The 25,784-nt window shown below is 61.7% G+C and carries 29 protein-coding genes and 1 pseudogene; 17 read left to right on the top strand and 13 right to left on the bottom strand.

Going from position 1 to position 25,784, the window contains the following annotated elements:
- Nucleotides 1–404: 404 nt before the first annotated feature.
- Nucleotides 405–1,175 (bottom strand): class I SAM-dependent methyltransferase, encoded by a 771-nt coding sequence (locus tag CYR55_RS18815; RefSeq protein WP_101817885.1) that lies wholly within the window; start codon nt 1,173–1,175, stop codon nt 405–407.
- Nucleotides 1,176–1,323: 148 nt separating this feature from the next.
- On the opposite strand from CYR55_RS18815, the gene CYR55_RS18810 reads away from it, so the two are divergent.
- Genes CYR55_RS18810 through sseA form a run of 3 tightly spaced genes read left to right on the top strand, consistent with a single transcriptional unit; the run spans nt 1,324 to nt 3,648 of the window.
- Nucleotides 1,324–2,145, top strand: a complete 822-nt coding sequence (locus CYR55_RS18810) for a helix-turn-helix transcriptional regulator (protein WP_101817897.1) — start codon at nt 1,324–1,326, stop codon at nt 2,143–2,145.
- Between the two features lie 31 nt (nt 2,146–2,176).
- Nucleotides 2,177–2,776 (top strand): GNAT family N-acetyltransferase, encoded by a 600-nt coding sequence (locus CYR55_RS18805; RefSeq protein WP_101817884.1) that lies wholly within the window; start codon nt 2,177–2,179, stop codon nt 2,774–2,776.
- A complete protein-coding gene (gene sseA, locus CYR55_RS18800) occupies nt 2,773–3,648 on the top strand; it encodes a 3-mercaptopyruvate sulfurtransferase (protein ID WP_101817883.1) in 876 nt (291 codons plus the stop codon). The genes CYR55_RS18805 and sseA overlap by 4 nt, the downstream gene beginning before the upstream one ends.
- A gap of 180 nt (nt 3,649–3,828) precedes the next feature.
- Here the strand turns inward: sseA and CYR55_RS18795 are convergent, their stop codons facing one another.
- Nucleotides 3,829–4,287 (bottom strand): thiol-disulfide oxidoreductase DCC family protein, encoded by a 459-nt coding sequence (locus tag CYR55_RS18795; protein ID WP_241522190.1) that lies wholly within the window; start codon nt 4,285–4,287, stop codon nt 3,829–3,831.
- A 71-nt stretch (nt 4,288–4,358) separates the two neighbouring features.
- On the opposite strand from CYR55_RS18795, the gene CYR55_RS18790 reads away from it, so the two are divergent.
- Complete coding sequence (locus tag CYR55_RS18790; protein WP_101817881.1) at nt 4,359–4,970, top strand: class I SAM-dependent DNA methyltransferase; 612 nt, start codon at nt 4,359–4,361, stop codon at nt 4,968–4,970.
- A 7-nt stretch (nt 4,971–4,977) separates the two neighbouring features.
- Here the strand turns inward: CYR55_RS18790 and agp are convergent, their stop codons facing one another.
- From agp to CYR55_RS18775, 3 genes are all read right to left on the bottom strand, one after another.
- Nucleotides 4,978–6,291: a bifunctional glucose-1-phosphatase/inositol phosphatase gene (gene agp, locus CYR55_RS18785; protein WP_101817880.1), complete on the bottom strand. Its 1,314-nt coding sequence runs from the start codon at nt 6,289–6,291 to the stop codon at nt 4,978–4,980.
- Nucleotides 6,292–6,408: 117 nt separating this feature from the next.
- Nucleotides 6,409–6,741 (bottom strand): DMT family transporter, encoded by a 333-nt coding sequence (locus CYR55_RS18780; protein ID WP_101817879.1) that lies wholly within the window; start codon nt 6,739–6,741, stop codon nt 6,409–6,411.
- Between the two features lie 39 nt (nt 6,742–6,780).
- Nucleotides 6,781–7,740 (bottom strand): AraC family transcriptional regulator, encoded by a 960-nt coding sequence (locus CYR55_RS18775; RefSeq protein ID WP_241522189.1) that lies wholly within the window; start codon nt 7,738–7,740, stop codon nt 6,781–6,783.
- 175 nt (nt 7,741–7,915) lie between these two features.
- Here CYR55_RS18775 and CYR55_RS18770 point away from each other — a divergent pair, with 175 nt between their 5' ends.
- The gene (locus CYR55_RS18770; protein ID WP_101817878.1) at nt 7,916–8,659 is read left to right on the top strand and encodes a flagellar brake protein; all 744 of its coding nucleotides are present in this window, start codon (nt 7,916–7,918) and stop codon (nt 8,657–8,659) included.
- A gap of 572 nt (nt 8,660–9,231) precedes the next feature.
- Here CYR55_RS18770 and CYR55_RS18765 read toward each other — a convergent pair.
- Nucleotides 9,232–11,217 (bottom strand): methyl-accepting chemotaxis protein, encoded by a 1,986-nt coding sequence (locus CYR55_RS18765; RefSeq protein WP_241522188.1) that lies wholly within the window; start codon nt 11,215–11,217, stop codon nt 9,232–9,234.
- Between the two features lie 206 nt (nt 11,218–11,423).
- Here CYR55_RS18765 and CYR55_RS18760 point away from each other — a divergent pair, with 206 nt between their 5' ends.
- The 5 genes from CYR55_RS18760 to CYR55_RS18740 all read left to right on the top strand — a co-directional run bounded on the left by CYR55_RS18760 (nt 11,424) and on the right by CYR55_RS18740 (nt 15,002).
- On the top strand, nt 11,424–11,771 hold the full coding sequence (locus tag CYR55_RS18760) for a nuclear transport factor 2 family protein (protein ID WP_101817877.1): 348 nt from the start codon (nt 11,424–11,426) through the stop codon (nt 11,769–11,771).
- A 105-nt stretch (nt 11,772–11,876) separates the two neighbouring features.
- Nucleotides 11,877–12,392 carry a GNAT family N-acetyltransferase gene (locus CYR55_RS18755; RefSeq protein WP_165699629.1) on the top strand — a complete coding sequence of 172 codons (516 nt, stop codon included), beginning with the start codon at nt 11,877–11,879 and terminating at the stop codon, nt 12,390–12,392.
- The gene (locus CYR55_RS18750) at nt 12,389–12,952 is read left to right on the top strand and encodes a GNAT family N-acetyltransferase (protein WP_101817875.1); all 564 of its coding nucleotides are present in this window, start codon (nt 12,389–12,391) and stop codon (nt 12,950–12,952) included. Before CYR55_RS18755 ends, CYR55_RS18750 begins: the two co-directional genes overlap by 4 nt.
- Nucleotides 12,953–13,059: 107 nt before the next feature.
- Nucleotides 13,060–13,515, top strand: a complete 456-nt coding sequence (locus tag CYR55_RS18745; protein ID WP_101817874.1) for a DUF2946 domain-containing protein — start codon at nt 13,060–13,062, stop codon at nt 13,513–13,515.
- 80 nt (nt 13,516–13,595) lie between these two features.
- Entirely contained in the window at nt 13,596–15,002 is a 1,407-nt protein-coding gene (locus tag CYR55_RS18740) for a PepSY-associated TM helix domain-containing protein (protein WP_175580817.1), read from the top strand.
- A 38-nt stretch (nt 15,003–15,040) separates the two neighbouring features.
- Here the strand turns inward: CYR55_RS18740 and CYR55_RS18735 are convergent, their stop codons facing one another.
- Entirely contained in the window at nt 15,041–15,781 is a 741-nt protein-coding gene (locus tag CYR55_RS18735) for an SDR family oxidoreductase (RefSeq protein WP_101817893.1), read from the bottom strand.
- 123 nt (nt 15,782–15,904) lie between these two features.
- Here CYR55_RS18735 and CYR55_RS18730 point away from each other — a divergent pair, with 123 nt between their 5' ends.
- The gene (locus CYR55_RS18730; protein WP_101817873.1) at nt 15,905–16,822 is read left to right on the top strand and encodes a LysR family transcriptional regulator; all 918 of its coding nucleotides are present in this window, start codon (nt 15,905–15,907) and stop codon (nt 16,820–16,822) included.
- Between the two features lie 2 nt (nt 16,823–16,824).
- Here CYR55_RS18730 and CYR55_RS23625 read toward each other — a convergent pair whose 3' ends face one another.
- Both CYR55_RS23625 and yjbE read right to left on the bottom strand, forming a co-directional pair.
- Nucleotides 16,825–16,965, bottom strand: coding sequence for a hypothetical protein (locus CYR55_RS23625; RefSeq protein WP_165699628.1), 141 nt, complete (start codon nt 16,963–16,965; stop codon nt 16,825–16,827).
- Between the two features lie 281 nt (nt 16,966–17,246).
- On the bottom strand, nt 17,247–17,489 hold the full coding sequence (yjbE, locus tag CYR55_RS18725) for an exopolysaccharide production protein YjbE (protein ID WP_241522187.1): 243 nt from the start codon (nt 17,487–17,489) through the stop codon (nt 17,247–17,249).
- A gap of 706 nt (nt 17,490–18,195) precedes the next feature.
- Between yjbE and mmuP the strand changes: the two genes are divergently transcribed.
- Nucleotides 18,196–19,626, top strand: coding sequence for an S-methylmethionine permease (gene mmuP, locus CYR55_RS18720; RefSeq protein ID WP_101817872.1), 1,431 nt, complete (start codon nt 18,196–18,198; stop codon nt 19,624–19,626).
- On the top strand, nt 19,616–20,554 hold the full coding sequence (gene mmuM / locus CYR55_RS18715; RefSeq protein WP_101817871.1) for a homocysteine S-methyltransferase: 939 nt from the start codon (nt 19,616–19,618) through the stop codon (nt 20,552–20,554). Before mmuP ends, mmuM begins: the two co-directional genes overlap by 11 nt.
- Nucleotides 20,555–20,587: 33 nt before the next feature.
- Here the strand turns inward: mmuM and CYR55_RS18710 are convergent, their stop codons facing one another.
- Nucleotides 20,588–20,854, bottom strand: coding sequence for a helix-turn-helix domain-containing protein (locus tag CYR55_RS18710; protein ID WP_101817870.1), 267 nt, complete (start codon nt 20,852–20,854; stop codon nt 20,588–20,590).
- 624 nt (nt 20,855–21,478) lie between these two features.
- On the opposite strand from CYR55_RS18710, the gene CYR55_RS18705 reads away from it, so the two are divergent.
- Together CYR55_RS18705 and CYR55_RS18700 are read left to right on the top strand one after the other, a co-directional pair.
- Nucleotides 21,479–23,026 carry a catalase gene (locus CYR55_RS18705; RefSeq protein WP_101817869.1) on the top strand — a complete coding sequence of 516 codons (1,548 nt, stop codon included), beginning with the start codon at nt 21,479–21,481 and terminating at the stop codon, nt 23,024–23,026.
- Nucleotides 23,027–23,067: 41 nt separating this feature from the next.
- Entirely contained in the window at nt 23,068–23,601 is a 534-nt protein-coding gene (locus CYR55_RS18700; RefSeq protein ID WP_206604048.1) for an ankyrin repeat domain-containing protein, read from the top strand.
- 4 nt (nt 23,602–23,605) lie between these two features.
- On the opposite strand, the gene CYR55_RS18695 is transcribed toward CYR55_RS18700, so the two are convergent.
- Together CYR55_RS18695 and yafN are read right to left on the bottom strand one after the other, a co-directional pair.
- Nucleotides 23,606–24,010 (bottom strand): type II toxin-antitoxin system YafO family toxin, encoded by a 405-nt coding sequence (locus CYR55_RS18695; RefSeq protein WP_101817868.1) that lies wholly within the window; start codon nt 24,008–24,010, stop codon nt 23,606–23,608.
- A 9-nt stretch (nt 24,011–24,019) separates the two neighbouring features.
- Nucleotides 24,020–24,310, bottom strand: a complete 291-nt coding sequence (gene yafN, locus CYR55_RS18690) for a type I toxin-antitoxin system antitoxin YafN (RefSeq protein ID WP_101817867.1) — start codon at nt 24,308–24,310, stop codon at nt 24,020–24,022.
- 363 nt (nt 24,311–24,673) lie between these two features.
- Here yafN and CYR55_RS18685 point away from each other — a divergent pair.
- Nucleotides 24,674–24,951: pseudogene (locus CYR55_RS18685) on the top strand (type II toxin-antitoxin system RelE/ParE family toxin).
- Nucleotides 24,948–25,232 (top strand): HigA family addiction module antitoxin, encoded by a 285-nt coding sequence (locus CYR55_RS18680; protein ID WP_101817866.1) that lies wholly within the window; start codon nt 24,948–24,950, stop codon nt 25,230–25,232. The pseudogene CYR55_RS18685 and the gene CYR55_RS18680 overlap by 4 nt, the downstream one beginning before the upstream one ends.
- Nucleotides 25,233–25,265: 33 nt before the next feature.
- On the opposite strand, the gene CYR55_RS18675 is transcribed toward CYR55_RS18680, so the two are convergent.
- The gene (locus tag CYR55_RS18675; protein ID WP_101817865.1) at nt 25,266–25,739 is read right to left on the bottom strand and encodes a nuclear transport factor 2 family protein; all 474 of its coding nucleotides are present in this window, start codon (nt 25,737–25,739) and stop codon (nt 25,266–25,268) included.
- Nucleotides 25,740–25,784 lie beyond the last annotated feature (45 nt).

Below are 25,784 nucleotides of genomic sequence, written 5' to 3'. Positions count from 1 at the left end.
AAATAAAAGGAAGAGATATTGAAAAAGCGCGCCGCATGCTGGTCTCGGCATATCAGCGCCGCTTTTTAAGCGGCACTGAATTTTGTGGGGAGCCGTGACGTGCAGGGCCGGCGCGCCGGCAGGCCCTGCTCGGTTGAGGCTCGGAAAGCCAGGTAGACAATTACACATGAGCAACCGAAACATGCCACTTCACGCCCGGTGGCGGCAGCGGAGCCGCAGAAAAACGGCAGGCGTTTGCCAACGCAACAAACCCCGATCAAAAAAACCACCGCACATAAACAACCGAAACAATCCACTTTATGACCGATGACGGCAGCATAGCCGCAGAAAAACAGCGAGCGTCTGCCAACGCAACAAACCTCGATCCATAAAAAGAAGCCCCCCGCATGGCCATGCGCCCCCCCTCACATCCGAAAACCCTCAATCGTCATCACATCACTACAAAAACTCCCGTCCCCCTGAATCTCAAAATACTCAACCACTTCAGCAGAGGCCCCCTCCTGTAACGCCCGGATAGCCGTCACAAAGTGCTCCGGCGTCCGCATCCGCGTTACCCAGCTGCTGAACTCCAGCGCCAGGCGGCCGCGGGTCACTTTTTCTGCCCCCAGCCCGGCGGCGTTAAACATCGTGAGCCACTCGCCGCCGGAATAGTTGTGCACATGGGAGGTGTCGCGCAGCACCTCCACCGTTTGCAGGTGGATGTCCAGCACCGGGTGGCCGGGCGACACCACGTCCATCACGATCACCTTGCCGCCCGGCTTCAGCACCCGCCGCACCTCGCGCAGTGCCAGCCCGACATCATGCCAGTGGTGTGCTGAATAACGGCTGATCACCACATCAAATTCGCCATCCGCAAACGGCAACGACTCCGCCGCCCCCTGCACCACCCGGATATTCGCCAGTTGCCGCGCTTCGGCCGCCCCGGCCACCACCTTCAGCATCTCCGCCGACAGATCGTATGCCGTCACCTGCGCTACCTGCCCGGCCGCCACAAAACTGGCGTGCCCCGCCCCGCAGCCGATGTCCAGTACATTGGCCTGCGGGTGCGCCGCCAGCCGCCGCGCCAGCCGCTGTAAATCTTCGCCCTGTGCGTGAACCGCGCTGTGTAAATAGGCGTCGGCCTGCGTGCCGAACTGCCGCTCAACTGCCTCTGCGTGGGTGCCCTGCTTGTCCATAATGCCTCCGGGGTGCTGATAAGAATGAAGAGTCTGACGGCCGTCCTGTTGCGCCGTGGCCCCACTATAGGTGCCTACAGATACGGGTACAATATGAGCAGTTATACTGGTATAACGGCTACCCCCTTCGCGAAATGGACACGAGATGATGCAACCCGATACCCTGAATGGCCCCAAGGCACTGGGCGCTTTTTTACGCGCCCACCGTGAACGCCTCACCCCGGCGCAGGCCGGGTTGCCCCGCGCCCCGCGCCGCCGTACCAGCGGATTGCGGCGTGAGGAGCTGGCGCAACTCAGCGGCATCAGCACCACCTGGTACACCTGGATTGAACAGGGGCGCGATGTCTCCGTCTCGCCGCTGACCCTGGCGCGGCTGGCGCGGGCGCTGCAACTCGGCACGGCCGAGCGTGACTATCTCTTCTCCCTGGCGCAGGCCAGCGACCCGGAGGGCCAGGACGCGGCAGACGCCGTCAGCCCGGCGCTGCTGGCCAGCGTGCAGCAGATCCACTGCCCCGGCTACCTGCTGGACAGCGTCTGGAATGTGATCAGTTGGAATGCCCCGGCGCAGGCGCTGTTCAGCGGCTTCCTCGGCAGCGACCCGGCCCCTAACCTGCTGAATTTTATGTTCCTGCACCCGCTGGCGCGGGTACTGGTGGCGGACTGGCCGGAGCGGGCGCGGCGGGTGGTGGCAGAATTCCGCGCGGAGACGCGCCACTTCCCGCACTCTGAACCGGTGCGTGAACAGATCCAGACGCTCTGCCGCGCCAGCGTGCAGTTTAACGGCTGGTGGCACGGCCAGACGGTGATGGCGCGCGAGGGCGGCCTGCGCCGCTTCCATCATCCCCAGCGCGGCGACGTCCTGTATCGCCAGCAAACCTTCTACCCGGCGGGCAGCCCGGCACTGAAACTGGTGATGCTGTTGCCCGGCGAGGACGCTGAAAATATTGACACCCCACCGCAGAATGGGTGACGCTGAGCCCCCTGCCGATGAGGATACGCCTATGATCCCACGCCTGATATACCGTGATAACGCCATTGAGATCCGTGCCCCGGAAGAGGCTGAAGCCCCGCTGCTGTGCCGCGCCGTGCGCGATTCCCAGGCTGACATTGGCCGCTGGGAGAGCTGGTGCACGCCCGCCTACAGCGTGGCCGACAGCCTGCGCTTCCTGCGCGATTCAGAACAAAAACGCTCGCGCGGCAGCGAATACAACTTCAACCTGTTTGACCTGCACACCGGCGAGATCACCGGCGCTATCTCCCTGAACCGCATCAGCTACGAATACCATATGGCCAACGTCGGCTACTGGACACGCAGCGACCGCACCGGCCAGGGGCTGGCCCCGCTGGCGGTGCGCGCCGCCAGCCAGTTTGCCTTTGAGCGGCTGGCGCTGACGCGGCTGGAGATCGTGGCGATGGAGCGCAACCACCGCAGCTGCCGGGTGGCCGAAAAAGTGGGGGCCACCGCCGAAGGGCTGCACCGCAACCGGCTCTATTTTCATGGTAAACCCTGCCACGCCTGGGTTTACTCCCTGATCCCCGGTGACATCACCTACCCCGATGCCACCGGCTCCCCGATGCAACAAAGGAATGCGACGCTATGACTGCTTCTTATCTCGTCTCCCCGCACTGGCTGGAAAAACATTTGCAGGATGACAACCTGATCGTGCTCGACTGCCGCAAGGCCAAGCCCGGCACCACCCCGCCGCGGCCGCTGGAAGAGGAGTACCGCGATGCGCACATCCCCGGCGCGGTCTATTTTGACGTGGATAAACTCTCCGACCAGCACACGCCGCTGCCGCATATGCTGGCGGACGATGCCTACTTTGCCCGCGAGGCCGGGAAACTGGGCATCCGCAACGATCAGACTATCGTCGCCTATGATGACGGGGATTTCTTCTCGGCACCGCGCATCTGGTGGATGCTGCGCCACTACGGCGCACAGGATGTGCGGGTGCTGGACGGCGGCATCAATGCCTGGCGCGCCGAAGGTCGTCCGCTGGAACAGGGCGAGGTAAGCCGCCCGCCGCAGACGTTCCGTGCTGCCTTCGACCGCAGCCAGGTGAAATCGGTGAAAGAGGTCAGTGCACTCAGCCAGAGCGGCGAAGCGCAGATCGTGGATGCCCGCGCCGCCGGGCGTTTCCGGGGTGAAGTGCCGGAGCCACGCCCCGGCCTGCACAGCGGCCATATCCCGAACAGCCTGAACGTGCCCTTTACGCTGCTCTCGGCAGACGGCCGCCTGAAAAAGCCGGACGCGCTGAAGCAGACGTTTATCGATCAGGGTGTGGATCTGGAGAAGCCGGTGGTGGCGAGCTGTGGTTCCGGCGTCACGGCGGCGGCGCTGGTGTTCGCCCTGGCGACGCTGGGTGTGGAGGCCACACTCTATGACGGTGCCTGGACAGAATGGGGCGATCTCAATGCGCCATGGCCCGTAGAAAAAGGGCCGGTGGAAAAAGGGCCGGTGGAAAAAGGCTGAGCCACCGCCAGATAAAAAGAAGCCCGCGCAAGGCGGGCGGAACAAACTGGATGAAGCTGGGTTGTTATTCGGGGGCTTTTCGCCCTTGCTGTTTTTAACCCATGATTCTTTCAACCCGTTGAGTGTAGATCGGTTTCGGGCCGCATGATGTTATTAAAATGTAAACAAATGCGCCCAACCTTATCCAGCCGGCCCTAACCCACCCAACAGATAGCGCCCCGGCTCCTGTGCGCCCGGTAGGGCCGATCCGGGCGGCAATTTGCCGAACCAGTGGTAACGGTTTTTCGCCACGCCGTTATACACCGCATCACGCAGCACAGGGGGGAACAGGCGCAGAATCGCCAGCGCGCGCCACGGCCAGCCGAGCTGTGCCAGAATGGCGAAAAACGCATCAGACCGCACCCGCAGCTGCGGGCCGCGAATCCAGGCGATGGTGTTGAAATGATCGGTAGGCAGCCCGGCCCAGCGCAGTAAGTCCTGCCCGGTGGCGGACTGCACGGTCGCCAGTTTCAGTATGCGCTGCTGGTCAGCCCGCAACAGGAAACGCACCAGCCGGTGGCAGAGCGGGCACTCACCATCAAACAGCACCACCTGTTCACCGGGCGGAAGATGCGGAGGCGCAGAACCTTGTGTCATCATCGTTACCTTATTCACTGTCAGCCCCTTTGACTGCGTGATTCCGCCCTTTCCCCCCAGCCTCAGGAGACCCCATGCGCCCGCACCCCGCCGCCGACAACATCATCCCGCTCTACCAGCAGCATGCCGCGTTGTGGGATGCCGCCCGCCGTGACGACTTTATTGAACAGCCGTGGCTGGATGCCTTTCTCAGCCTGCTGCCGGGGGGCGGCCAGGTGCTGGACATCGGCTGCGGTGCGGCAAAACCGCTGGCCGCCTGGATGATTGCCCGCCGGTTTGACGTCACCGGCGTGGATGCCTCACCGCCGATGATTGAACTCTGCCGGGCGCGCTTTCCGCAACAGCGCTGGCAAGTCGCGGATATGCGCACGCTGGCGCTGGGCCGCACGTTCCACGGCCTGCTGGCCTGGGACAGCGTCTTCCATCTGACGCGTGAGGCGCAGCGGCAGATGTTCCCGATCTTCCGCGCCCATGCGCGCCCCGGTGCGGCGCTGCTGTTTACCAGCGGCCCGGCGGACGGCGAGGCGATCGGCACCTTTGCCGGCCAGCCGCTCTACCACGCCAGCCTCGATCCGGTGGAGTACCGGCAGTTGCTGGCGCAGAACGGCTTCCGGGTGGTCAGGCAGCAAAGCGAAGACCCCACCTGCGGCCACCACACGATCTGGCTGGCGCAGCGGCAGGGCTGAACGCCGCTCAGGTTGCCGGCACCTGCTGCCGCGCGATCGCCTGCCGGAAGGCGCCGATCGGGCAGAAGCCCTGCACATCGGCCGGGCAACCGGCCAGTTTCAGCGTAACGCGCTGCGGCGGGGTTTGCAGGGTCAGGGCGCTGTTGTTGCGGATCTGCTCCGTGGTCGGGTAGACATACTCCACCTTCAGCAGGTCACGGTTCGCCGTGCTGTCGTGCCAGCGCTGGAAGACCACCGCACCGCTGATCGGCGTGCGCTCATACTGCTGCGGCAGCTGATAATCCTGGGTGCCCAGCGCCGCCAGCAGGGAGGCGATGTTGGAATCATGCCCCACCAGCACCGCCACTTTCGCCTGTTGCGCGGCCTGCTCGTCCGGCGTTTTGCCGTTGGCCCCGTCCAGCGCCTGGCTGATAAAGCCCAGCAGCGGCGCGGCGGCGTTGGCGGCAATCGCCGGGGAACCGAACAGCGTCTCATGGTAGAGGTTTTTGATCGCCTCCAGTTGCTGCCATTGTGCCGGGGTGCTGACCTTGCCCCAGGCCACATCGGTGAGCGGGTAGCCCTCATAATATTGCAGCATAAAGGCGTCGGCCGCGCCCGTGGCGGTGCGCAGCGGCCCGGTGATGCCCGGCTCTTTGCCCTGGCTCAGCTGCACGCTGGAGGGCTGCGCCGCCAGCGAACAGCGCTTTTCCTCCCGGCAGATTTTGCTGTGCCGGTAATCCAGCACCTGCTCCAGAAACGCGTAGTTCGGCTTCAGCCGCTGGTTCAGGCCGTCGATGCCGCCCTCCCCGGCATGCTGGTTGAGGGAGCGCAGCGCGTTCTGGCGGAATGTGTCTGTCACGTCAGCGGTAATAATCGGGTTGAAGGTCGGGTCCATGGTGCCGACCAGCATCTGGTGCGTGACGCGGACATCACAGCCGGGAAACGCCCCGGCCAGGAAGTGGGTGGCGGTGTCGATGGTGCGCGGCAAACTGTTGGCGTAGGTAAACACCTGTTTGGGTGCCGGGCAGCCGCCGGCCGCCAGCAGGCCGGTGGTGCCGAGCCAGGCGCGGAAATAGCGCCCGACGTGCTCCTCCACCTGCCCGCCCTTAGGGGTCAGCAACCCGCCGGGGGTCTTCCACGCCGGCCAGGTGTGCGGCGTGGACTCCGCCAGCACATCGCCGTAGTTCACCAGCGGTGCGCGGATGCCGTGGCGGCTCATGATCACCACTTTTTCCAACGTATAACCCGCCGGTGCGCCGCTCTCCGCCGCGCCTGCCGCCAGCGGCAACAGCAGCCATGACAGCGCAGCCGCGCCCTTTTTCCATCCCGATTTTTTAGCCATTGATCGCTCCATTGTGAAAACACCTGGTGGTGCAGCCTTCAACCACTTGATCCTGCGTCTTTTTTCAGCATAGAAGAGTCTGGCGGAAAGGGTGAGAAGCGGCTCACATTCCCTGATTCAGTGGCTGACCGAATGGGAAAACAGGTTCATGACCATCACGCCCGCCACAATCAGCGCCATGCCGAGCAGCGCCGGGAGATCGAGTTTCTGGCCGAACAGCAGCCAGCCCACCAGCGTGATCAGCACCACGCCCAGCCCTGACCAGATGGCATAGGTGATACCCACCGGCAGGGTGCGCAGCGTCAAAGACAGCAGGTAAAAAGCGATGCCGTAGCCTGCCGCCATCAACAGCACCGGCCCCGGCCGGGTGAAGCCGTTGCTGGCTTTCAGCGCGGAGGTGGCGATCACTTCCGCCACGATCGCCGCGAGTAAAATAGCCCACTGTGTCATTGTCTGCTCCCTTGTTGATTGAGCCTTAAGCGTAGCCGGTCAGTTTTGTGCCGTGACGTAATGGGAAAAGGTGGCAGCCGGGGTGAGGGCCAGCGTCTGTTTCATGTGGGCGATCTCCTCGCCCGGCGGGCGGCCGAAGAAGCGTTTGAACTCGCGGCTGAACTGTGACGCGCTTTCATAACCGACCTGGAGGGCGGCGGCCGCGGCCGTGACGTCATGGCGGATCATCATCAGCCGCGCCTGATGCAGCCGGGTCGATTTCAGGTATTGGATCGGGGTGGTCTGGGTCACGGCTTTGAAGTGCGCATGAAACGCCGGGACACTCATTCCCGCTTCCCCGGCCAGCCGGCTGACGTCCATCGCGGCGTCATAATGCTGGTGGATGCGGCGCAGCGCGCGGGCGATTTTGCCGAAATTCCCCTGCTGCACCAGCGCTGCCCGCATCGCGCCGCCCTGCTCGCCCATCAGCACCCGGAAACAGATTTCGCGCACCAGCGACGGCCCAAGGATGTCCGCCTCCAGCGGCGTGCTGAGCGCCTCCAGCAGCCGCAGCACGCTGTCGCTGAGTTTGCCGGTCAGGGGCGTCGCGATCATGCTCTGCGGGTCGGCCGCGATCCGCCCGTGCCCCTCCTCAATCGCCAGCATTAATTCAGCGGTGGTGGTGAGATCGAGCCGCAGCGCCACGGCCAGCATCGGCTCCTCCGGTGTGGCTTCGGTTTCGGTGGCAAACGGCAACGGCACCGACAACACCAGGTAGTGCCGGGCATCGTACACAAACGCCTTATTGCCGAAGAACCCGCGTTTCCGCCCCTGGCAGACAATCACGATGCTCGGCTCATAGAGCACCGGCGTCAGCGGCAGGGGCTGGTTGGCGCGCATAAAACGCACGTTTTCCAGCGCTGACTGGGTATAGCCCTCACGCGGTGCCAGCCGCAATAACAGCTCCACCATACGCTGTTGCCGGTGCACATCCGGCTGTATGACCACTGCCTCACTCATCTTGCCCTCCTGAGATTGCTGGAACCGGGTTACCGCGACCGGCTAAAGCATGGCACAGGCGGGCCGTGCCGCGCCAGTGGCCACGCTGGGTGAAATTTACCCAACCACATGGCTAAAGCCCCGGCGGGCGCTGCCGATAATTCAGAATTAGCCATTTTTATTCCGGGGAAGCCAGGTGAGCCACAGCGACAAAGAACAATTTCTGAAAACCAGCCCGCTCTCAATCATTGCCAGCCTGCGTGACCTCGAAACGCAGGACACCGCAGTCATGGTGAGCCATGCACGCGGCCAGTTCGTGACCAAAGTGCTGGCGGTGCTGCCGGAGAGCAGCGAGTGGGTGCTGGATCTGAGCAGCGTCGGCCACGAAAACCGGGTGGCGCTGGAAGCACAAACGCTCGGCGTGGTGGCGGAAACCGCCAGCGCGAAGATTGAGTTTACCCTCAGCGGCCAGTTGCGTGAGCAGCCGTGGCAAGGGCTGCCGGCGTTTTACGCACCGCTGCCTGCGTCGTTGTATGCCATTCAGCGGCGCGAATATTTCCGCGTCAACACGCCGCTGTCGCTGGATTTCTGCTGCCGCGGCACCCTGCCGGGCTACGGGGATTTCTGTTTCCAGGTGAAAGATATTTCGCTGGGCGGCATCTGCCTGTATGCCGACAAGGCGTTCACCGGCACGTTGCAGGCGGGCACGGTGCTGCGCAATGCGGAGCTGGATTTAGGGATGTTTGGCCGCTTTACGCTGGACATTCAGTTTGTGGATGTGATGGTAAACCAGGTGCTGGATCGCAAAGGCGACACCCAGAACCAGACCCGTTTCAGCTTCCGGTTCCCGATGCTCAGCGCCCCGCAGGAGCGCGATTTGCAGCGGGTGATTTTCGGGCTGGAGAGGTTGCAGCATGAGCGGCGGCAGCGGGTGCGATAGCGCGTAGGCGCGGGCTTATCGCTTAGAACGGAGAAAGTTGCGTTGGCGGATTCTTAGATCGGAGAAGGTTGCGTTGGCTCACGTCCGCTGTCTTTCTGCGGCTCCGCTGCCGCCACCGCGCAAGGGGCGCGTAGGCGCTCGCCCCTTGCATCCCCGCGCCTTAGGTGCCCTGGCTGAATCATTGCCCGCTACCGCGGGTGACCCTCATTTCGCCTCCGGGCTAATCGGGCCGCCGCAGACACGCTCCCAGCGTGGCTGCGACTCTCGCACACATCCTTGTGTGCTCGCCCGGCCCTGCGGCTCCATTCGGCAATGATTTTTACGCCCCCACCAGACTGCAAATCAAAAGGTATGTGAGGAAAGAGTAGACGGGATTCTATTGATGAATCCGCGTTTACTTTTGGCCTGCGGCTCCATTCGGCAAGAGTTTTTATGCCCCCGCCAAACTGTAAACTCTTGGGTGTGTAAGGAAAAAGCAGGCGGGGAAACGTTGAGGGATGTGGTGAAAAAGGCGTAAAAAAGCCGGGACATTGATACGGCCCGGCTTTTTATGCCGCCTGCTTTTATGAGGCTTAAAGGTCGCGGGTTTTGAAGGTGCTGACGTGGGCAGTCAGGCCGAGTGCCTGTTGCTCCAGGGCGGCGGTGGTGGCGGTGGCTTGCTGTACCAGCGCGCTGTTCTGCTGGGTGACGCCCTCCATCTCGTGCACCGCCTGGGTGACCTGGCTGATGCCGCGTGCCTGCTCGTCCGAGGCAGTGACAATCTCCGCCATAATAGCGTTGACCGCCATTACCGCCTGCGTCATCTCGGCCATGGTCTTGCCGGTGGCGTTCACCAGCGATACCCCTTTGCCGACCCGTGCGCCGGATTCCGCCAGCAACACGCTGATTTCGCGGGCGGCATCGGCGCTGCGCTGCGCCAGATTACGCACCTCGCCCGCCACCACCGCGAAACCACGGCCCTGCTCACCGGCGCGCGCCGCCTCTACCGCGGCGTTCAACGCCAGAATATTGGTCTGGAATGCGATGCCGTTAATCAGCGTGGTGATGTCATTGATGCGCCGCGCGCTGTCGTCAATCTCACCCATAATCGCTACCACTTCACCCACCAACTCCTCGCCGCGCCCGGCAATCTGCGCGGCGTTACCAGTCAACGACGTGGCGCTGTGGGCGTTCTCCGCGTTCTGCTGCACCGTGGCGGTCAACTGCTCCATACTGGCTGCAGTCTGCTCCAGCGCGGCAGCCTGCTGCTCGGTACGGGCAGCCAGCTCCACGTTCCCGGCGGCAATCTGCGTCGCCTCACTGCTCACCGCCTCGCTGGTGGCGCGGATCTGCCCGACCAGCGTCGAAAGCTGACGCTGCATGGTCGACAACGCGTAAAACAGACTGTGCGTGTCCTGCGCGTTCACCGTTACCGGCTGGCGTAAATCGCCTGCGGCAACGGCCAGCGCAATCTCAGCCGCCTCACGCGGCTCTCCGCCCAGCGGGCGCGCCACCTTAAAGGTGAACACCGCGCCCAGCACGCCAGTCACGATCACAATACTCAACAACATCAGCCACAGCGCCTGAGTACGCTGCCGATCGGCCGCCGCCATCACCACATCCAGCGGCGCGACAATCTGCAACATCCACGGCGTGCCGCTGTTCCCAATCGGGATCGGCAACACAATAGTGATGGCGCGCGTCTTCAGCACGCTGTCTTCCACTTCCGCCTGCCACGGCTTCCCGGCACGGATATGATCCAACAACACGCGCTCTGTAACGCTCTCGCCACGCAGCGCCGCATCCGGGTGCGCGACCACTTTCCCCTCCGCCGAATAGAGCGCCGCATAACCGGTGCCCTCAAAGGGCACAATCTCCGCCACCATCTTTTGCAAAGTGGCCAGGGAGAAATCCGCCGTCACTGACCCGACGAACTTCCCCTCTTTCATGATCGGCACCGCAATCGAGGTCAGCAGCACCGGCACGCCGTTATAGGGGTAACTATAAGGCTCGAGGATCACGTCCGTGCGGCGCTCGCGCGGCAGCAGATAGTAATTGCCGCTGCCGGCGGTTTCGTAGTCGGTTAAGTTGTGCAGCGCCGGGTTGCCCTGTGCATCGCGATCGCTGTAACGCATAAACCGCCCGGCGGCATCCTGCCCCGGCTGGCCGGCAAACGTGCGGTCTTTGCCGTCAAAGGCGTCCGGCTCCCAGCCCATCGACATCGACAGGAAATCGGGATGGCTACCGAGCGTGTTCTGCAGCAAGGTATCCGCCAGGTGACGATCGGCCGCCCCGCCCTGTTGCAGGCTTTGCAGGTTCACCCCCAGCGAGCGTGCCGCAATCAACGCCGCATCCAGCCGCTGCTGGGTGGCGAAGGCTTGCGTGGCCGCCGTCTGCGTGAGGTAACGGATAGACAGGGCTTTTTGTTGCTGGCCGGACTGGTAGCTCAGCAGGCCCAGCGTGGTGACAAAACCCAGCGTGATCACGCCCAGCCCGGCCAGCAGCATCACGCTGCGGGTAGAGAGGCCGCGGTGCGTGGCGCCCGGCGGTTTTTTACGAAACAAGGATGACAAAAACATGGGATTCCCCTGGCGAAGACAATAACAGTGACAGCGGCACTCCCTGCTCGGGTGGTTCACCTGTTTCCGGCCAGGCATCGGAAGAGGTTATCGGCAACAAATGGCGAAACCTTAACCACCTTATGCAAGGCAACACCCTTGACACCCGGTTAACATTGAATTTAAATTCAATTAAAATGAGTAACAATTCACACAGGGAAACAGGCATGGAACAGCATACGGACAGCATTGCACCGGTTGAGCGCCAGTTTCAGGCCTATAACCAGCATGATTTACCCGCCTTTCTTGCCAACTTCAGTGATGATTTTGTCTCGTACCGGATGCCCTCGCCGCAGCCGGTATTACAGGGGAAAGCCGCACTGGCCGATTTTTATGCCGCCCATCGTTTTAATAACCCGGCGTTGCGGGCAGAGCTGTTAAGCCGCACGGTGGTGGGCAATACGGTATTCGACCATGAGCGCATTTACGGGCTGGGCGCAGAGCCTGTCACCAACATGGCGGTGTTTCAGGTGGAGGGCGGTCTGATCACCACAGCCTGGTTCTGGTTTGCCTGAATCATGCTTTTTGTGAATGAATAGTTAAAACGATTCAGCAACCTGATTGATTTATGCTGTTAAATTACGCAGGATGGGGTTCTTTTATTCATCGAAGGAATGAGAATGCTGACGATCAGAACGGCCGGGGTCGCGGATGCGGCAACCCTGCAACAAGTGGCGCGTGACTCTTACCTGCACCATTTTGCCCACTTATGGCAGGTGGCAGCGGAGATGGAAGAGTTTCTGGCGGAGGAGTACAACCGCGAAACCCTGGAGGCGGAGCTGGCCAACCCGGAGATTCTGTGGCTGCTGGCGGAGTCCGCCGGGCAACCCGTCGGCTTTGCCAAGGTGTGCTGGAACCGCCCGCGCCCGGACAACGGCGAGCCGGGCGCGCTGTTGCAAAAGCTCTACATGATGCCGGAGCAGACCGGCCATGGCTACGGCCACCAGCTGTGGGAAAAGGTGCTGGCAGCAGCACAGCAACAGGGGCAGAAAAACCTGTGGCTGACGGTGTTGCAGAACAACCCGCGGGCGCGCACCTTCTACCTGCGGCGCGGCATGGAAAGCATCCAGACCCTGCCGTTCTCCAGCGTCAGCCAGCGCAGCCTGATGGATCTGCTGGCCATGCCGCTGGCATGATCGTCCTGCCGCTGCCGGGTTTCCCGGTGGATCTGGTGAGTGCCGCGCCGGCGCACACCCACGCGGTGTGTGCCTATTTTGCGCGCAACCAGGCGCACCTGGCCCCGTGGGAGCCGTTGCGCCCGGCCGGGTTTTATGCGCCGCAGGCGGTACGGCAACGGCTGGAAAATGCGGCCGCTGAAGTGGAAGAGGACCGCAGCGTCCAGTTTCTGCTATGGGATCGCGGGCAGGGCAGCATGGTGGGTGCCTGCAATTTCACCGGCATCGCGCGCGGCGCGTCACAGTCCTGCCATCTCGGTTATTCGCTGGATGCGCAACAGCAGGGCCGGGGGCTGATGACCGCCGCGCTGCGCCGGGGCATCCGCTTTATGTTTGAACAACAGGCCCTGCACCGCATCATGGCCGCCTACCTGCCGCATAACCGCCCCAGCGAACGGCTGTTGCAACGCCTTGGTTTTGAGCGCGAAGGCTATGCCCGCGCTTACCTGAACATCGCCGGGCGCTGGCAAGATCACGTGCTCACCGCGCTGATCGCCCCGCTCGATGTCACCGAACGGTGAGCTTTTCTTTACTGTCCCCTCTATTTTTAGCAGCACGGGTTTAACAATTTTACGCCAAATCACGTACACTCCCTGCGCCGGTTACCGCATGGCGTGGTAACCCCGTAATGGGACGTGCCGTGTTTCTGACGCTTCGCCCCTCTGCCCGGCACCGGATAACGGCCGCCTGGCTGGGGATCTTCGCGCTGTTGCTGTTGTTTGTTGCCCCGGTGATCTCCACATCACTGGCACAGACGCACGCCCGGACGATGGCGATGCCCGGCATGATGATGCCGATGGATACCATGGCGATGGACCATGACACGATGGGTCATGATGCGATGGCCGCAGGCGACATGCCGATGACGCACCCGGCCGGGGTGATGCCCGATCAGGCTGCCTGCGGTTACTGCGTGCTGCTGGCCCATGCGCCGCTGCTGGAGATGGCGCTGCCGCTGCTGGCCTGGTTTACCCTGCTGGCCGCCCGTACGCCGCCGCCCCGGCGGCGGTTGCGCCTGCCGCCCCCGCCCCCACTCTGCCGGCCGCGTACGCGCGCGCCCCCTGTTCTGCTGATAAGCCTCTGACGCCCCCGGCGTCTTTTGCCCGTTGCCGCTGCCCGTAAAGGCGGTGGCCGCGTGACGTTTGCCTTATCACGGAGTTCACTATGTCGGTTGAATCTTTGCCGCAGGCACATACGCCTGTGCGCACCCTTTCCTCCCGTGCGGCGCTGCTGGCGCTGCTGAAACGGCTGCATTTCGCCATCGGCCTGTTCGTCGGCCCGTTTATCTTTGTCGCCGCGCTCACCGGCACCCTGTATGTGCTGACGCCGCAACTCGAAAACGCGCTCTACGCCCAACAACTCTTTACCGATGCCACCGGCCCGGTGCAGCCGCTGTCACGCCAGGTGGCGGCCGCACAGGCCGCCGCCGGGCAGGGTGCGCGGATTATTGCCGTGCGCCCTGCACCGTCGCCCACGGAGACCACCCGCGTGATGTTTGCGGCCGCCGGTCAGGGGCCGTCGGAGAGCCGTGCGCTGTTTGTTGACCCACACACGCTGGCGCTGCGCGGTGACCTCACCGTCTACGGCACCAGCGGCGTGCTGCCGTTGCGCACCACGCTGGACTACCTGCACCGCAGCCTGCTGCTGGGGGAACCGGGGCGCATTTACAGCGAATTGGCCGCCTCCTGGCTGTGGGTGGCAGCCCTGGGCGGCCTGGCACTCTGGCTGGCGCAACGCCCGCCGCGCCTGACCCGCCACGCCACCGGCACCGCCCGGCAGCAACAACGCACCCGCCGCCGCCATACCCTCACCGGCCTGACGCTGCTGCTGGGGCTGCTGTTCTTCTCCGCCACCGGGCTTACCTGGTCAAACTGGGCGGGCGGCAACATCGACCGGATGCGCAGCGCGCTGGGCTGGATGACCCCGGCAGTGAGCACCGCGCTGCACGGCGGGCACACGGAGATGGCCGACCCGCACGCCGAACACCACGGCATGATGATGATGCCGGGCATGGTGATGCCGCCCGCGCCCGCCCAGGCGGCGGCCACCTTTGACGGCGTCCTGGCGGCGGCGCGGCAGGCGGGGATCACCGCTGACCGGCTGGAGATCCGCCCGGCGAAAACCCACACGCAGGCATGGACGGTGAATGAGATTGACCGCCGGTGGCCGACGCAGGTCGATTCTGCGGCAGTGGATCCGCACGGCTACCGGGTGGTGGATGTGGTGCGCTTTGCGGATTTCCCGCTGGTGGCCAAACTCACGCGCTGGGGGGTGGATGCGCACATGGGGGTGCTGTTCGGGCTGCCGAACCAGCTGCTGCTGGCGGCGTTCGGGCTGGGGCTGTGCCTGATGATTCTCTGGGGCTACCGGATGTGGTGGCTGCGGCGGCCCTCTGCCCCCGCCCAGCACCCGGCGCAGACGCTCTCGGCCGCCTGGGCCGCCTTGCCGCTGCTGCCGCGCCTGCTGGTGCTGCTGGTGGCCGCCGGGCTGGCGCTGGCCTTGCCGGTGATGGGCGTCAGCCTGCTGCTGTTTTTGCTGGTGGACCTGCTGCGCTGGCGGCGCGCTGCCTGAGGCCAGAAGGTGCCGCCCACGCGGGCGGCACCCGGGCGTCAGATGATGCCGCCGTTCGCGCGCAGCGTCTGCCCGTTGATCCAGCCGCCGTCCGGCCCGGCCAGAAACGCCACGGTGCCGGCGATGTCCTGCGGCTCGCCGAGGCGCTCCAGCGGCGGCATCTTCGCCAGCCGCTCAACCTGTTCCGGGGTTTTGCCGTCGAGGAACAGATCGGTCGCCGTCGGGCCGGGCGCGACGGCATTCACGGTGATGGTGCGGCCGCGCAGCTCCCGCGCCAGTATCGCCGTCAGCGCTTCCACCCCGGCTTTGGTGGCGGCATAGACGCCGTAACCCGGGTGCCGCAGCCCCACCAGGCTGGAGGAGAAATTAATGATGCGGCCGCCGTCGCGCAGGCGCGTTGCCGCTTCACGCAGGGCGTTGAAGGTGCCTTTCAGGTTAATGGCGATCAGCCGGTCAAAGGTCGCGTCATCCACCTCCGCCAGCGGGGCGATCGCCATCACCCCGGCGTTGTTGACCAGCACATCCACGCCGCCAAACTCCGCCACGGCCCGGTCAAACAGGGCAGCCACAGCGGCGGCATCACTGACGTCCGCTTTCACCGCGATCGCCCGGCCACCGCGCAGGGTGAGCTTCTCCACCAGCGCATCGGCCGGCAGCGCCTGGCTGGCGTAGTTAATCACCACCGCAAACCCCTCGTTGCTCAGCCGCTCCGCCACGGCGGCACCGATACCGCGTGATGCCCCGGTCACGATAGCGACTTTCTGGTTTTCATTGCTCATCATCTTTTTCCCGTTGTGGTCAGTGGCGGGCACCATTGCCTGCCGTGGAGCCATCATGCTCCTTTCGCGCCGGCGGATAATCCCCTATCTTTCGGTATCACTTTCCGGAAAAGGCGAACAATCATGGACAGACTGGATGCGATGCAGGTGTTCATCCGTGTGGTGGAGTTGCGCAGCTTTACCAAAGCGGCCGCGCTGCTGGGCCTGCCGCGCTCCACGGTGACGGATGCCGTGCGGCAACTTGAGGCGCGGCTGGGGGTGAAGCTGCTGGCGCGTACCACCCGCCACGTCAGCCCGACGCCGGACGGTGACGCCTATTACCTGCGCTGCCTGAACATTCTGGCGGAGGTGGAGGATGCCGAAGGCGCATTCGCCGGCGGCACCCCGAAAGGGGTGCTGCGGGTGGATGTGCAGGGCACGCTGGCACGCCATTTTATGCTGCCGGCGCTGGGTGATTTCCTGGCCGCCTACCCGGGCATTGAACTTCAGCTCAGCGAGAGCGACCGCCGGGTGGATGCGCTGCGCGAGGGCATCGACTGTGTGTTGCGGGTCGGCCCGGTGCATACCAGCGATCTGGTGGCGCGCCCGCTGGGGGTGCTGGAGGAGATAACCTGCGCGTCACCGGCTTATCTGGCGCGCTTCGGTACGCCCCACAGCCCGGCCGATCTGGCCGGGCATCTGATGGTGGGGTTCCGCACCGAAGAGGGCACGGTGTTGCCGCTGGCGTTTACCCAGGACGGCCGGGCAACCACAGTGACGCTGCCGTGCCGGGTATCGGTAAATGGGGTGGAGAGCTTTGTTGAGGCCGCGTTGCAGGGGTTCGGCCTGCTTCAGGCCCCCTATTACAGCCTGGGCCCCGCGCTGGCCAGCGGCCAACTGGTGCCGGTGCTGGAGGCCTTCGCCCCGGGCACGCCGCTGCCGGTGACCCTGCTCTACCCGCAGAACCGCCGCCACGCCGGGCGCGTGCGGGTGTTTATTGAGTGGCTCAGCCAGGAATTTGAGGCGCGTAACCGGCGCGGTGCCTACCGCAAGCCCAGCTGAAATCAGTAACGCACCGCGTAGGAATTGATGACCTTGTCGATTTTATGGTCAATGGCGTTAATCACCCGGCCGGAGGCCATCTGCATACCGATGCTCAGCACCACCGCGGCGGCCAGCACCGCCAATAAGCCTTTTGCTGTCATGGTGGGGTTCCTGTGAAGGGGCAATACCGGGGATGGCTGCCCAGGGTATAGCTATAGCAACCCACTGCCGTCACGGCAATCAAAAAGACAGAATGTTCTTAGAGAGCAGACCTGTTACTACATCCGGTAAAACCATACCAGGTAAAACTATGCCAGGTAAAACTGCGCCAGGTAAAACCATACCAGGTAAAACTACACCGGCTAAAACCACCCCGGGTAAAAAGGGGCCGCCCACAGGCGGCCCATAAAACAAGCAAGGGGGTAACGGGTAAAGCAAAAAATCAGCGGGTGGTCTGGGTGGTGGTCGAGGTGCTGGTGGCGGTGGAGCCATTATCGTCTGAGCCGCCATTTTCCAGCAACAGCGCCACGGCAGTAATCGCGGCGATGCTGCCGACACCGATGGCATCAGACTGCCCCTTGCTCAGGGAGGTCGCGCTGCTGCCTGCGGTTTGTGCGGCAGCGGCACCGCCGGAAATCGCCAGGGCGGCGATCAGGCCGGCCACTTTCATCATGTTGACGTGCATTTTTTATTCTCCTGATGATATTGCGGTGAGAGTCCTGGAATAACCACGGGCCGCCCGGTCGCCGTTGAGGCTTTACGCTGTTTTTTTGTCGCGTAATAACCCGGGGCACGTTGAAACGGCCCGATATTGCCGGGGGATTCCTTGCCAATTAATCAAGCCCGGCGAATTAAAACGCTAGAGGTTTGGCTTTTAAAAAACAAATAACATCAGCACCGGTAAAGGTTTTAAGAATAGCCTTAATATAAAATGAATTTTTTTAGTTTTTCCAGCCTTTATCACAAGGTGAAATGATCATGAAATCGGCGTGAAAAACATTTAAAAACAAAAAGTTAACTTTAGGACAATATTTAAGAATCTCAGACTCCCCCGCCAGCTATTGCGCGCACTAAAATAATCGCATTATTTTCACTTATCTTATTTATGGCAAAAGTTTCATTTTCATTCTCTTATTTATTTCTCATTTATTCTGCTGATTTTATTTGCCCGGAGGATAAAGCGGCATGCCAACGCGAAATAAACCGGCGGCCGGGTTATTCCGCGGCAACAAGAGAGGCGGTGAGCTGGATAATTACCGGGGGAGATGATTAAGCGGTGATGGCCGTTTTCCGGCGCAGGCGGGCACCCAGCCGGGCTGAAGATTGATTTCAGCCGGCGTAAAAGGTATAACTGGCGAACTTTAGCAGTTTAGACGTCTATACGGATAAGAATGAGCAGCCAACCTTCCCCCACTTCCGGCCAAGAAGGCCAGTTCCAGCGCACCATGAAAGCCCGCCACCTGGTGATGCTCTCCCTGGGCGGCGTGATCGGCACCGGGTTGTTTTTCAATACCGGCTACATCATCTCCACCACCGGCGCGCTGGGCACGCTGCTGGCCTACCTGATTGGTGCGCTGGTGGTTTACCTGGTGATGCTGAGCCTGGGCGAGCTGTCGGTGGCGATGCCGGAAACCGGCGCGTTCCACCTTTATGCCGCCCGTTACCTCAGCCCGGCCACCGGTTACACCGTGGCCTGGCTCTACTGGCTGACCTGGACAGTGGCGCTCGGCTCCAGCCTCACCGCCGCCGGGTTCTGTATGCAGTACTGGTTCCCCACCGTGCCGGTGTGGATCTGGTGCCTGCTGTTCTGCCTGATCATCTTTGGGCTGAACGTCATCACCACCAAGGTGTTTGCCGAAGGGGAGTTCTGGTTCTCGCTGATCAAAGTGGTGACTATTCTGGCGTTCATTATTCTGGGGGCCGGGGCGATGGTCGGGCTGGTCCCGATGCAGGACGGCACGCCCGCGCCGTTCCTTCACAACCTGACGGCCGGAGGCTGGTTCCCGCATGGCGGCCTGCCGATTCTGATGACCATGGTGGCAGTGAATTTTGCCTTCTCCGGCACCGAGCTTATCGGCATTGCGGCCGGTGAAACGGCGCAGCCGGAAAAAGTGGTGCCGATAGCCATCCGTACCACGGTGGCGCGGCTGGTGATCTTCTTTATCGGGTCGGTGTTTGTGCTGGCGGCGCTGATCCCGATGGATCAGGCCGGGATTGTGAAAAGCCCGTTCGTGGCGGTGTTTGAGAAGATCGGCATCCCTTATGCGGCGGACATTTTTAACTTCGTGATCCTGACCGCCATTTTGTCGGCGGCCAACTCCGGCCTGTACGCCTCCGGGCGGATGCTCTGGTCATTGGCGAATGAGCGCACCCTGCCGCGCGCCTTTGCGCGTGTGAACCGGCGCGGCATTCCAATGAACGCGCTGCTTATCAGCATGGTCGGCGGGCTGCTGGCGCTGCTCTCCAGCGTGATTGCGCCGGACACGGTGTTCGTGGCGCTCTCCGCCATTTCCGGCTTTGCGGTGGTGGCGGTGTGGCTGAGCATCTGCGCGTCACATTATGTGTTCCGCCGCCGCTGGCTGGCAGAGGGCAACACGGCGGCCGCCCTGCCCTACCGCGCGCCCTGGTACCCGGTAACGCCGATCCTCGGTTTCGTGCTCTGTGTGCTGGCCTGCGTCGGGCTGGCGTTCGATCCGTCACAGCGGATTGCCCTATACTGTGGCCTGCCGTTCGTTGCGCTCTGCTATGTTGCCTATTACGTGACCCAACGACGGGCGAAAACCTTAACTGCCGCTGTATCAGGAGAACACCATGCCGGCTGAAAACCCGATTGCCCGCCATCTGGCGCAACACCCTTACCTGATCCTGGACGGGGCGCTGGCCACCGAGCTGGAGGCGCGCGGCTGCAATCTGGCTGACCCGCTCTGGTCGGCGAAAGTGCTGATTGAAAACCCGGAACTGATCTATCAGGTGCATCTGGACTACTTCCGCGCCGGGGCGCAGTGCGCCATTACCGCCAGCTACCAGGCGACGCCGCAGGGCTTCGCGCCGCGCGGGCTGGATGAGGCGGCCTCGCTGGCGCTGATTGGCAAAAGCGTAGCGCTGGCGCAGCAGGCGCGCAGTGATTATCTGGCGCAGCACCCGGAGAAAACCGGCCTGCTGGTGGCCGGCTCGGTCGGCCCCTACGGCGCGTATCTGGCGGACGGCTCCGAGTACCGGGGTGACTACCAGCTGCCGCAGGCGGAGATGATGGCGTTCCACCGGCCGCGCATCCGGGCGCTGGCGGAGGCGGGTGTGGATCTGCTGGCCTGCGAGACGCTGCCCTCGTTTGCCGAGTTGCAGGCGCTGATTGCGCTGCTGGCGGAGTTCCCGGCGCTTTCTGCCTGGTTCTCCTTTACGCTGCGTGACAGTGACCACCTGAGCGACGGCACCCCGCTGGCGCAGGTGGTGGATCTGCTGAACGCCACCCCGCAGGCGGCGGCGCTGGGGATCAACTGCATCGCGCTGGAAAAGGTCACGGCGGCGCTGCAATCCTTAAGCCCGCTGACGGACAAACCGCTGCTGGTTTACCCCAACTCCGGCGAGCAGTATGACGCCACCAGCAAACGCTGGCACAGCTGCGGCACCGGCCACCACACGCTGGCGGACAATCTCCCGGCGTGGACGGCGCTCGGCGCCCGGCTGATTGGCGGCTGCTGCCGCACCACCCCTAAAGACATCACCGCCATCGCCCAGCGCTGCGCGGGCTGATTCCCTTCCCCCTTTCCTGCCTCGGCGCGCCGGTTATTCCGGCGCGTCTGCCGCGCACCGCTGCCAGTAATGCAAAATGGCATCCGCCAGATCGTTCTCTTCAGCATAAAACCAGGCCAGCGGCAGCCCAAGCACGTCGGCGATGCGGCGGGCGGTAGCCTGATCGGGCTGGTGCTTGCCCTTCTCATACTGGTTCATCCGCGAGCTGGAAGTGGTTTCCTCCATGCCGGCCAGCAGCCCGAGTTTGTATTGTGTTAACCCGGCCCGCACCCGCGCCTCTTTTAATCGCTTTACCAGCATGGTTATTTCCCTCTTTATTTCCTCAGATATTCTTAGTTTTTATCCGCGCCCGCTTCCCGCCCGGCAAAATAACGCGAACATCAGGCTGCGGAAGTATGAACGCCGCCCCACTTCTTGGGAAAGAAGTTTATTTTAAGATGTGTCTGAATATTGCTGGTTTTATGAGCCACTTCGCAAAATGTGATTGCGCTCGCCGGATAGATTCCTTTGCCAATCACTTCATTTAACAGGAATTTTTATTTTAACGCTGCGGTTGTTAAGCGTGACCTATTAATCTGATAGTGATAACAGCCTTATAAAATGGCGCAATCCCGGTAAAGTAGCGGCCTGACACACCCGCGTAACCGGTTGTTTTTACGCCATTGTGGGTCACTGACCGGGCGCAGGGCACGATTTTTAACGCCGTGCCGGCTGCCCCCTATTTCCGCCAGGGAGAAAAGATCACCATCCATCGAAATATTTAATTCATTACAACGATAAACACCGGTGCATCGCTGCCCCCGCTCTGCGTGGCCCGCCGGTTATTTATTTTGGTTACCTGCACATTCAGGTGGCCCACCCAGACTCACCTGCAATAAATAGCCTCTGGCTGATAAGAAAGTCTGTTTAAAATAAGGAAAGATCATGCGCAATATCCGTGCTGCGGCACTTAACACCCGGCTTAAAAAAAGCCTGCTGATTGTCTCGTCATTAATTATCGGTACCTCTGCCGCCGCCGCCACCCTGACCCGCGATAATGGTGCGCCGGTAGGCGATAACCAGAACTCCCAGACCGCCGGTGCCCACGGCCCGGTGCTGCTGCAGGATGTGCAACTGTTGCAGAAGCTGCAGCGCTTTGATCGCGAGCGCATCCCGGAGCGCGTGGTGCATGCCCGCGGCACCGGCGCGCACGGCGAGTTTACCGCCACCGCTGACATCTCTGACCTGACCACCGCGCAGCTGTTCCAGAAAGGCAGCAAAACGCCGGTGTTTGTGCGCTTCTCCCTGGTGGTGCACGGCAACCACTCGCCGGAGACGCTGCGTGACCCGCGCGGCTTCGCCACCAAGTTCTACACCACCCAGGGCAACTGGGATCTGGTCGGCAACAACTTCCCGACGTTCTTCATCCGCGATGCGATCAAGTTCCCGGACATGGTGCACGCCTTCAAACCTGACCCGCGCACCAACCTGGATGATGACGCGCGCCGCTTTGACTTCTTCTCCCACCTGCCGGAGTCCACCCGCACCCTGACCGAGCTGTACTCCAACGAGGGCACCCCGGCTTCCTACCGCAACATGGACGGCAACAGCGTTCACGCCTACAAGTTCGTGAATGCCAAAGGCGAAGTGCACTATGTGAAGTTCCACTGGAAAACGCTGCAAGGGGTAAAAAACCTCGACCCGCAGCAGGTTGAGCAGGTGCAGGGCAAAGATTACAGCCACCTGAGCCATGACCTGGTGGACGCGATTAACCGCGGCGATTTCCCGAAATGGGATCTCTATGTGCAGGTGCTGAAGCCGGAAGATCTGAAGAATTTCGATTTCGACCCGCTCGACCCGACCAAAATCTGGCCGAATGTGCCGGAGCGCAAAATCGGCCAGATGGTGCTGAACAAGAACCCGGATAACGTGTTCCAGGAGACCGAGCAGGTGGCAATGGCCCCGGCGAACCTGGTACCGGGCATTGAGCCGTCTGAAGACAAGCTGTTGCAGGGCCGCCTGTTTGCCTATGCCGACACCCAGATCTACCGCCTCGGTGCCAACGGCATGAGCCTGCCGATCAACGCCCCGCGTGCGCCGGTCAACAACATTAACCAGGACGGCAGCCACAACACCGGCCACACGCAGGACAAGGGCGTGAACTACCAGCCAAGCCGCCTCTACCCGCGTGAGGAGCTGGCCTCGGCGCGTTACAGCCTGACGCCGCTGGAAGGCACCACCCAGCAGAGCAAAATCCAGAAGGAGCAGAACTTCAAACAGGCGGGTGAGCTTTACCGCTCCTACAGCAAAAAAGATCAGGATGACCTGATCAACAGCCTCGGTTCGGCGCTGGCCACCACCGACAGCGCCAGCCGCGACGTGATGCTCTCCTACTTCTATAAAGCGGACGCCGACTACGGCACCCGCCTGACCAAAGTAGCGAAAGCGGATCTCAGCAAAGTGCAGCAGATGGCCGCCAGACTCTCTGACTAATGATCCCGGCCGCCCGCCCCACGGGCGGCCTGAAGGAGCCAATGATGATACGTATTTTGCTGATAGTCAGCCTGCTGTTCTCTTTGCCGGGCATCGCCCAGCCCACCCCGCCGGGGGAGGTGCAGGCTTCACTGAACCGCTACCTCTGGGATGCGGCGCGCAATGGCGATAACAAGGTCATCGGGGAGTTTGTCGCGGCCAGGTATGACCTGAACGTGCAGGACGCCAACGGCTACACGCCGGTGATCCTCGCGGCCTATCACGGCAACGGTGACACGCTGGCGCTGCTGCTGAAACATGGCGCAGACCCCTGCCTGCGGGACAAACGCGGCAACAGCGCACTGATGGGCGCGATTTTTAAAGGTGAGGTTAAGATCGCCCGCACCCTGATCGCCGCGCCGTGCAACCCGGACCAGCGCAACAACGCGGGCCAGACCGCCGCCATGTATGCGTCGCTGTTTCAGCGCACGGAATTGCTGAAAGCGCTGGCCGCCAAAGGGGCCGATATGCAGGCCACCGATGCGCTGGGCAACAGCGTGGCGTCCCTGGGACAGGGGGAAATCCGGGGGCGGTGAGGGGTCAGTATTTCATCCTGAAGGCTTCCGCCATTTTACCTATCTGATGCATAGGGTTGTTATCACGTGCCATTTTATGCGCTTCCGGCTTTAGAATGATAATCAGCAGGTAGCTGTCAGGATGCATGGCACCATGGCAGTAAACCAGGTGAGCGTTATCGCTGGTGCGCGTAAACTGGCGGAGGTGGCGGGGAAAAGGATGGTCTCCGTCGGCAAGGTGCACGTGCATAACCTGCTCCTGCTTCACCAGAGGATTCGTGCGGTCATCATCATAAGGTGCATCGCGGCCAAAGGTATCCGGCAACACACCCCCCTGTTTATACAGCAAAAAATCCGCCACCAAATCGGCCAGTTCCTGCTGGCTGAGTTGATGACGGATCCAGGTCGATTTAAAGATTCTGATGCTCATTCCGTGAACTCATTCCGTGAACTCATTGAAATCTTTGTCTGAGGCGTTTTCTAACAGCCCCTGTGCGTGGCCGGTAATCTCATTCAGGCGGGCGGCTGTGGGCCTGAAACGGGCGGTAACCTGATGAGCGCGGTTCTCTTCCAGTAAATCCATTAACTCTTCAAAGAGTTTGGCGCTGATCATATACCCGGCCGGACGATTGTTGGACAACACCGCTACCGGTTGATCAATAAAATACTTCGCCGGGTTTTTCCGTAGCTCCGTAATATTGATCGCTTTTTCCGCTAAGATGCGCTGCATAGCCCCTCCATTATGTACGTAATAATGTACAGCATAGTGATCATCAGACTCTTCTACAAGGGGGCGTTACATATTGGCGGACGTCTTTTCCGAGATACCATTCTTAACAGAAACCATCGGCAACTCGCCGGAATTCCGGCTCATTTGCAGTGTAAATATGATTTATGGCATGCCCGCAATCGCGTTGATGTTTCCAGAGTACACCGTCAACGGTCTGATTCTCCCTTTTCATTACGCGAGATAATAACCTGATGCAGGGGAGATTCGGGGGCGGTGAGGGAGGTATAGATATCGCAACAAGCATGATGCGCAACACGCATCATCGCGTTATAATAGAGGAAATGCATAGCTGAGCAGCCAAGAATGATTAAGGATTTCAGGCACAAGGGATTGCGGCAGTTTTTCTCAGTGGCTCGACGGCGGGTATCAATGCCCAGCAGGCAAAACGCATCAGCTTGCGACTCGCTGTATTGAATGCGGCTGTACAAATCAGCGATCTTGATTTGCCCGGTTTTCATCTCCACGCCCTGAAAGGGGATCGCGAGGGTATCTGGTCAATCACCGTCACAGGCAATTGGCGCATTACGTTTGAATTTATTAACGGTGATGCTTATATCGTCAATTATGAGGACTACCATTGATGAACATGTATAACCCGCCGCACCCCGGCCATCTGGTCAGGGAAACGATGGAAGAGCTGGGATTAAGTGCGCGCCAACTGGCGCTGGCGCTGGATGTCGCACCCACCACGCTGCAACGGCTGGTTAACTGCCAGTCAGATATCTCTTCCGAGATGGCCATTCGCTTAGCGGAAGTCATCGGCAGCTCGCCGGAAGTCTGGCTCAGTTTGCAGTGTAAATATGATTTATGGCAGGCCCGCAACCGCGTTGATGTTTCCAGGCTGCACCGGTTAACAGCCTGATCCCTCTTTCCCAAAACGTTATGTGATCACCCCCTACAGCCCCAGTGCCGTCAGCCCCGGGTGGTCAATTGGCCGCGGGGCGTGGCGATCCCAGTGGAATTTGCGTTCTGCTTCCGTAATCGGCAGGTCATTGATGGAGGCGTGACGCGTTTCCATCAGGCCGTTGGCGTCAAATTGCCAGTTCTCATTGCCGTAGGCGCGGAACCACTGCCCGGCGGCGCCCTGCCATTCATAGGCGAAGCGCACCGCGATGCGGTTTTCGCTGTAGGCCCAGAGCTCTTTGATCAACCGGTAGTGCTGCTCGCGCGCCCATTTCTCTGTGAGGAAAGCCACAATTTCCGCCCGGCCGGTGATAAAGCGGTCACGGTTACGCCAGCGTGAGTTTTCGGTGTAGGCCAGCGCAACACGCTGGGCATCGGTGCTGTTCCAGGCATCTTCCGCCGCGCGGACTTTCTGGATGGCGCTCTCTAAGGTGAACGGCGGTAACGGGGGGCGGGTGAGTGACATGGCGAACTCCTGTTGTAGGGTAATCCCTTGTTGTACCGGGATTTA

It is taken from the genome of Chimaeribacter californicus, assembly GCF_002858675.1.
Classification (GTDB): Bacteria; Pseudomonadota; Gammaproteobacteria; order Enterobacterales; family Enterobacteriaceae; genus Chimaeribacter; species Chimaeribacter californicus.
Note: the sequence above shows the minus strand (reverse complement) of the source record. Positions and strands in the feature narration are given on the sequence as shown.

What these genes read in the sequence shown, in the direction of transcription:
- CYR55_RS18815 (WP_101817885.1), bottom strand. Translation starts at nt 1,175, where the DNA reads ATGGACAAGCAGGGCACCCACGCAGAGGCAGTTGAGCGGCAGTTCGGC.
- CYR55_RS18810 (WP_101817897.1), top strand. Translation starts at nt 1,324, where the DNA reads ATGCAACCCGATACCCTGAATGGCCCCAAGGCACTGGGCGCTTTTTTA.
- CYR55_RS18805 (WP_101817884.1), top strand. Translation starts at nt 2,177, where the DNA reads ATGATCCCACGCCTGATATACCGTGATAACGCCATTGAGATCCGTGCC.
- sseA (WP_101817883.1), top strand. Translation starts at nt 2,773, where the DNA reads ATGACTGCTTCTTATCTCGTCTCCCCGCACTGGCTGGAAAAACATTTG.
- CYR55_RS18795 (WP_241522190.1), bottom strand. Translation starts at nt 4,287, where the DNA reads ATGATGACACAAGGTTCTGCGCCTCCGCATCTTCCGCCCGGTGAACAG.
- CYR55_RS18790 (WP_101817881.1), top strand. Translation starts at nt 4,359, where the DNA reads ATGCGCCCGCACCCCGCCGCCGACAACATCATCCCGCTCTACCAGCAG.
- agp (WP_101817880.1), bottom strand. Translation starts at nt 6,291, where the DNA reads ATGGCTAAAAAATCGGGATGGAAAAAGGGCGCGGCTGCGCTGTCATGG.
- CYR55_RS18780 (WP_101817879.1), bottom strand. Translation starts at nt 6,741, where the DNA reads ATGACACAGTGGGCTATTTTACTCGCGGCGATCGTGGCGGAAGTGATC.
- CYR55_RS18775 (WP_241522189.1), bottom strand. Translation starts at nt 7,740, where the DNA reads ATGAGTGAGGCAGTGGTCATACAGCCGGATGTGCACCGGCAACAGCGT.
- CYR55_RS18765 (WP_241522188.1), bottom strand. Translation starts at nt 11,217, where the DNA reads ATGTTTTTGTCATCCTTGTTTCGTAAAAAACCGCCGGGCGCCACGCAC.
- CYR55_RS18760 (WP_101817877.1), top strand. Translation starts at nt 11,424, where the DNA reads ATGGAACAGCATACGGACAGCATTGCACCGGTTGAGCGCCAGTTTCAG.
- CYR55_RS18755 (WP_165699629.1), top strand. Translation starts at nt 11,877, where the DNA reads ATGCTGACGATCAGAACGGCCGGGGTCGCGGATGCGGCAACCCTGCAA.
- CYR55_RS18750 (WP_101817875.1), top strand. Translation starts at nt 12,389, where the DNA reads ATGATCGTCCTGCCGCTGCCGGGTTTCCCGGTGGATCTGGTGAGTGCC.
- CYR55_RS18745 (WP_101817874.1), top strand. Translation starts at nt 13,060, where the DNA reads ATGGGACGTGCCGTGTTTCTGACGCTTCGCCCCTCTGCCCGGCACCGG.
- CYR55_RS18740 (WP_175580817.1), top strand. Translation starts at nt 13,596, where the DNA reads ATGTCGGTTGAATCTTTGCCGCAGGCACATACGCCTGTGCGCACCCTT.
- CYR55_RS18735 (WP_101817893.1), bottom strand. Translation starts at nt 15,781, where the DNA reads ATGAGCAATGAAAACCAGAAAGTCGCTATCGTGACCGGGGCATCACGC.
- CYR55_RS18730 (WP_101817873.1), top strand. Translation starts at nt 15,905, where the DNA reads ATGGACAGACTGGATGCGATGCAGGTGTTCATCCGTGTGGTGGAGTTG.
- CYR55_RS23625 (WP_165699628.1), bottom strand. Translation starts at nt 16,965, where the DNA reads ATGACAGCAAAAGGCTTATTGGCGGTGCTGGCCGCCGCGGTGGTGCTG.
- yjbE (WP_241522187.1), bottom strand. Translation starts at nt 17,489, where the DNA reads ATGCACGTCAACATGATGAAAGTGGCCGGCCTGATCGCCGCCCTGGCG.
- mmuP (WP_101817872.1), top strand. Translation starts at nt 18,196, where the DNA reads ATGAGCAGCCAACCTTCCCCCACTTCCGGCCAAGAAGGCCAGTTCCAG.
- mmuM (WP_101817871.1), top strand. Translation starts at nt 19,616, where the DNA reads ATGCCGGCTGAAAACCCGATTGCCCGCCATCTGGCGCAACACCCTTAC.
- CYR55_RS18710 (WP_101817870.1), bottom strand. Translation starts at nt 20,854, where the DNA reads ATGCTGGTAAAGCGATTAAAAGAGGCGCGGGTGCGGGCCGGGTTAACA.
- CYR55_RS18705 (WP_101817869.1), top strand. Translation starts at nt 21,479, where the DNA reads ATGCGCAATATCCGTGCTGCGGCACTTAACACCCGGCTTAAAAAAAGC.
- CYR55_RS18700 (WP_206604048.1), top strand. Translation starts at nt 23,068, where the DNA reads ATGATGATACGTATTTTGCTGATAGTCAGCCTGCTGTTCTCTTTGCCG.
- CYR55_RS18695 (WP_101817868.1), bottom strand. Translation starts at nt 24,010, where the DNA reads ATGAGCATCAGAATCTTTAAATCGACCTGGATCCGTCATCAACTCAGC.
- yafN (WP_101817867.1), bottom strand. Translation starts at nt 24,310, where the DNA reads ATGCAGCGCATCTTAGCGGAAAAAGCGATCAATATTACGGAGCTACGG.
- CYR55_RS18675 (WP_101817865.1), bottom strand. Translation starts at nt 25,739, where the DNA reads ATGTCACTCACCCGCCCCCCGTTACCGCCGTTCACCTTAGAGAGCGCC.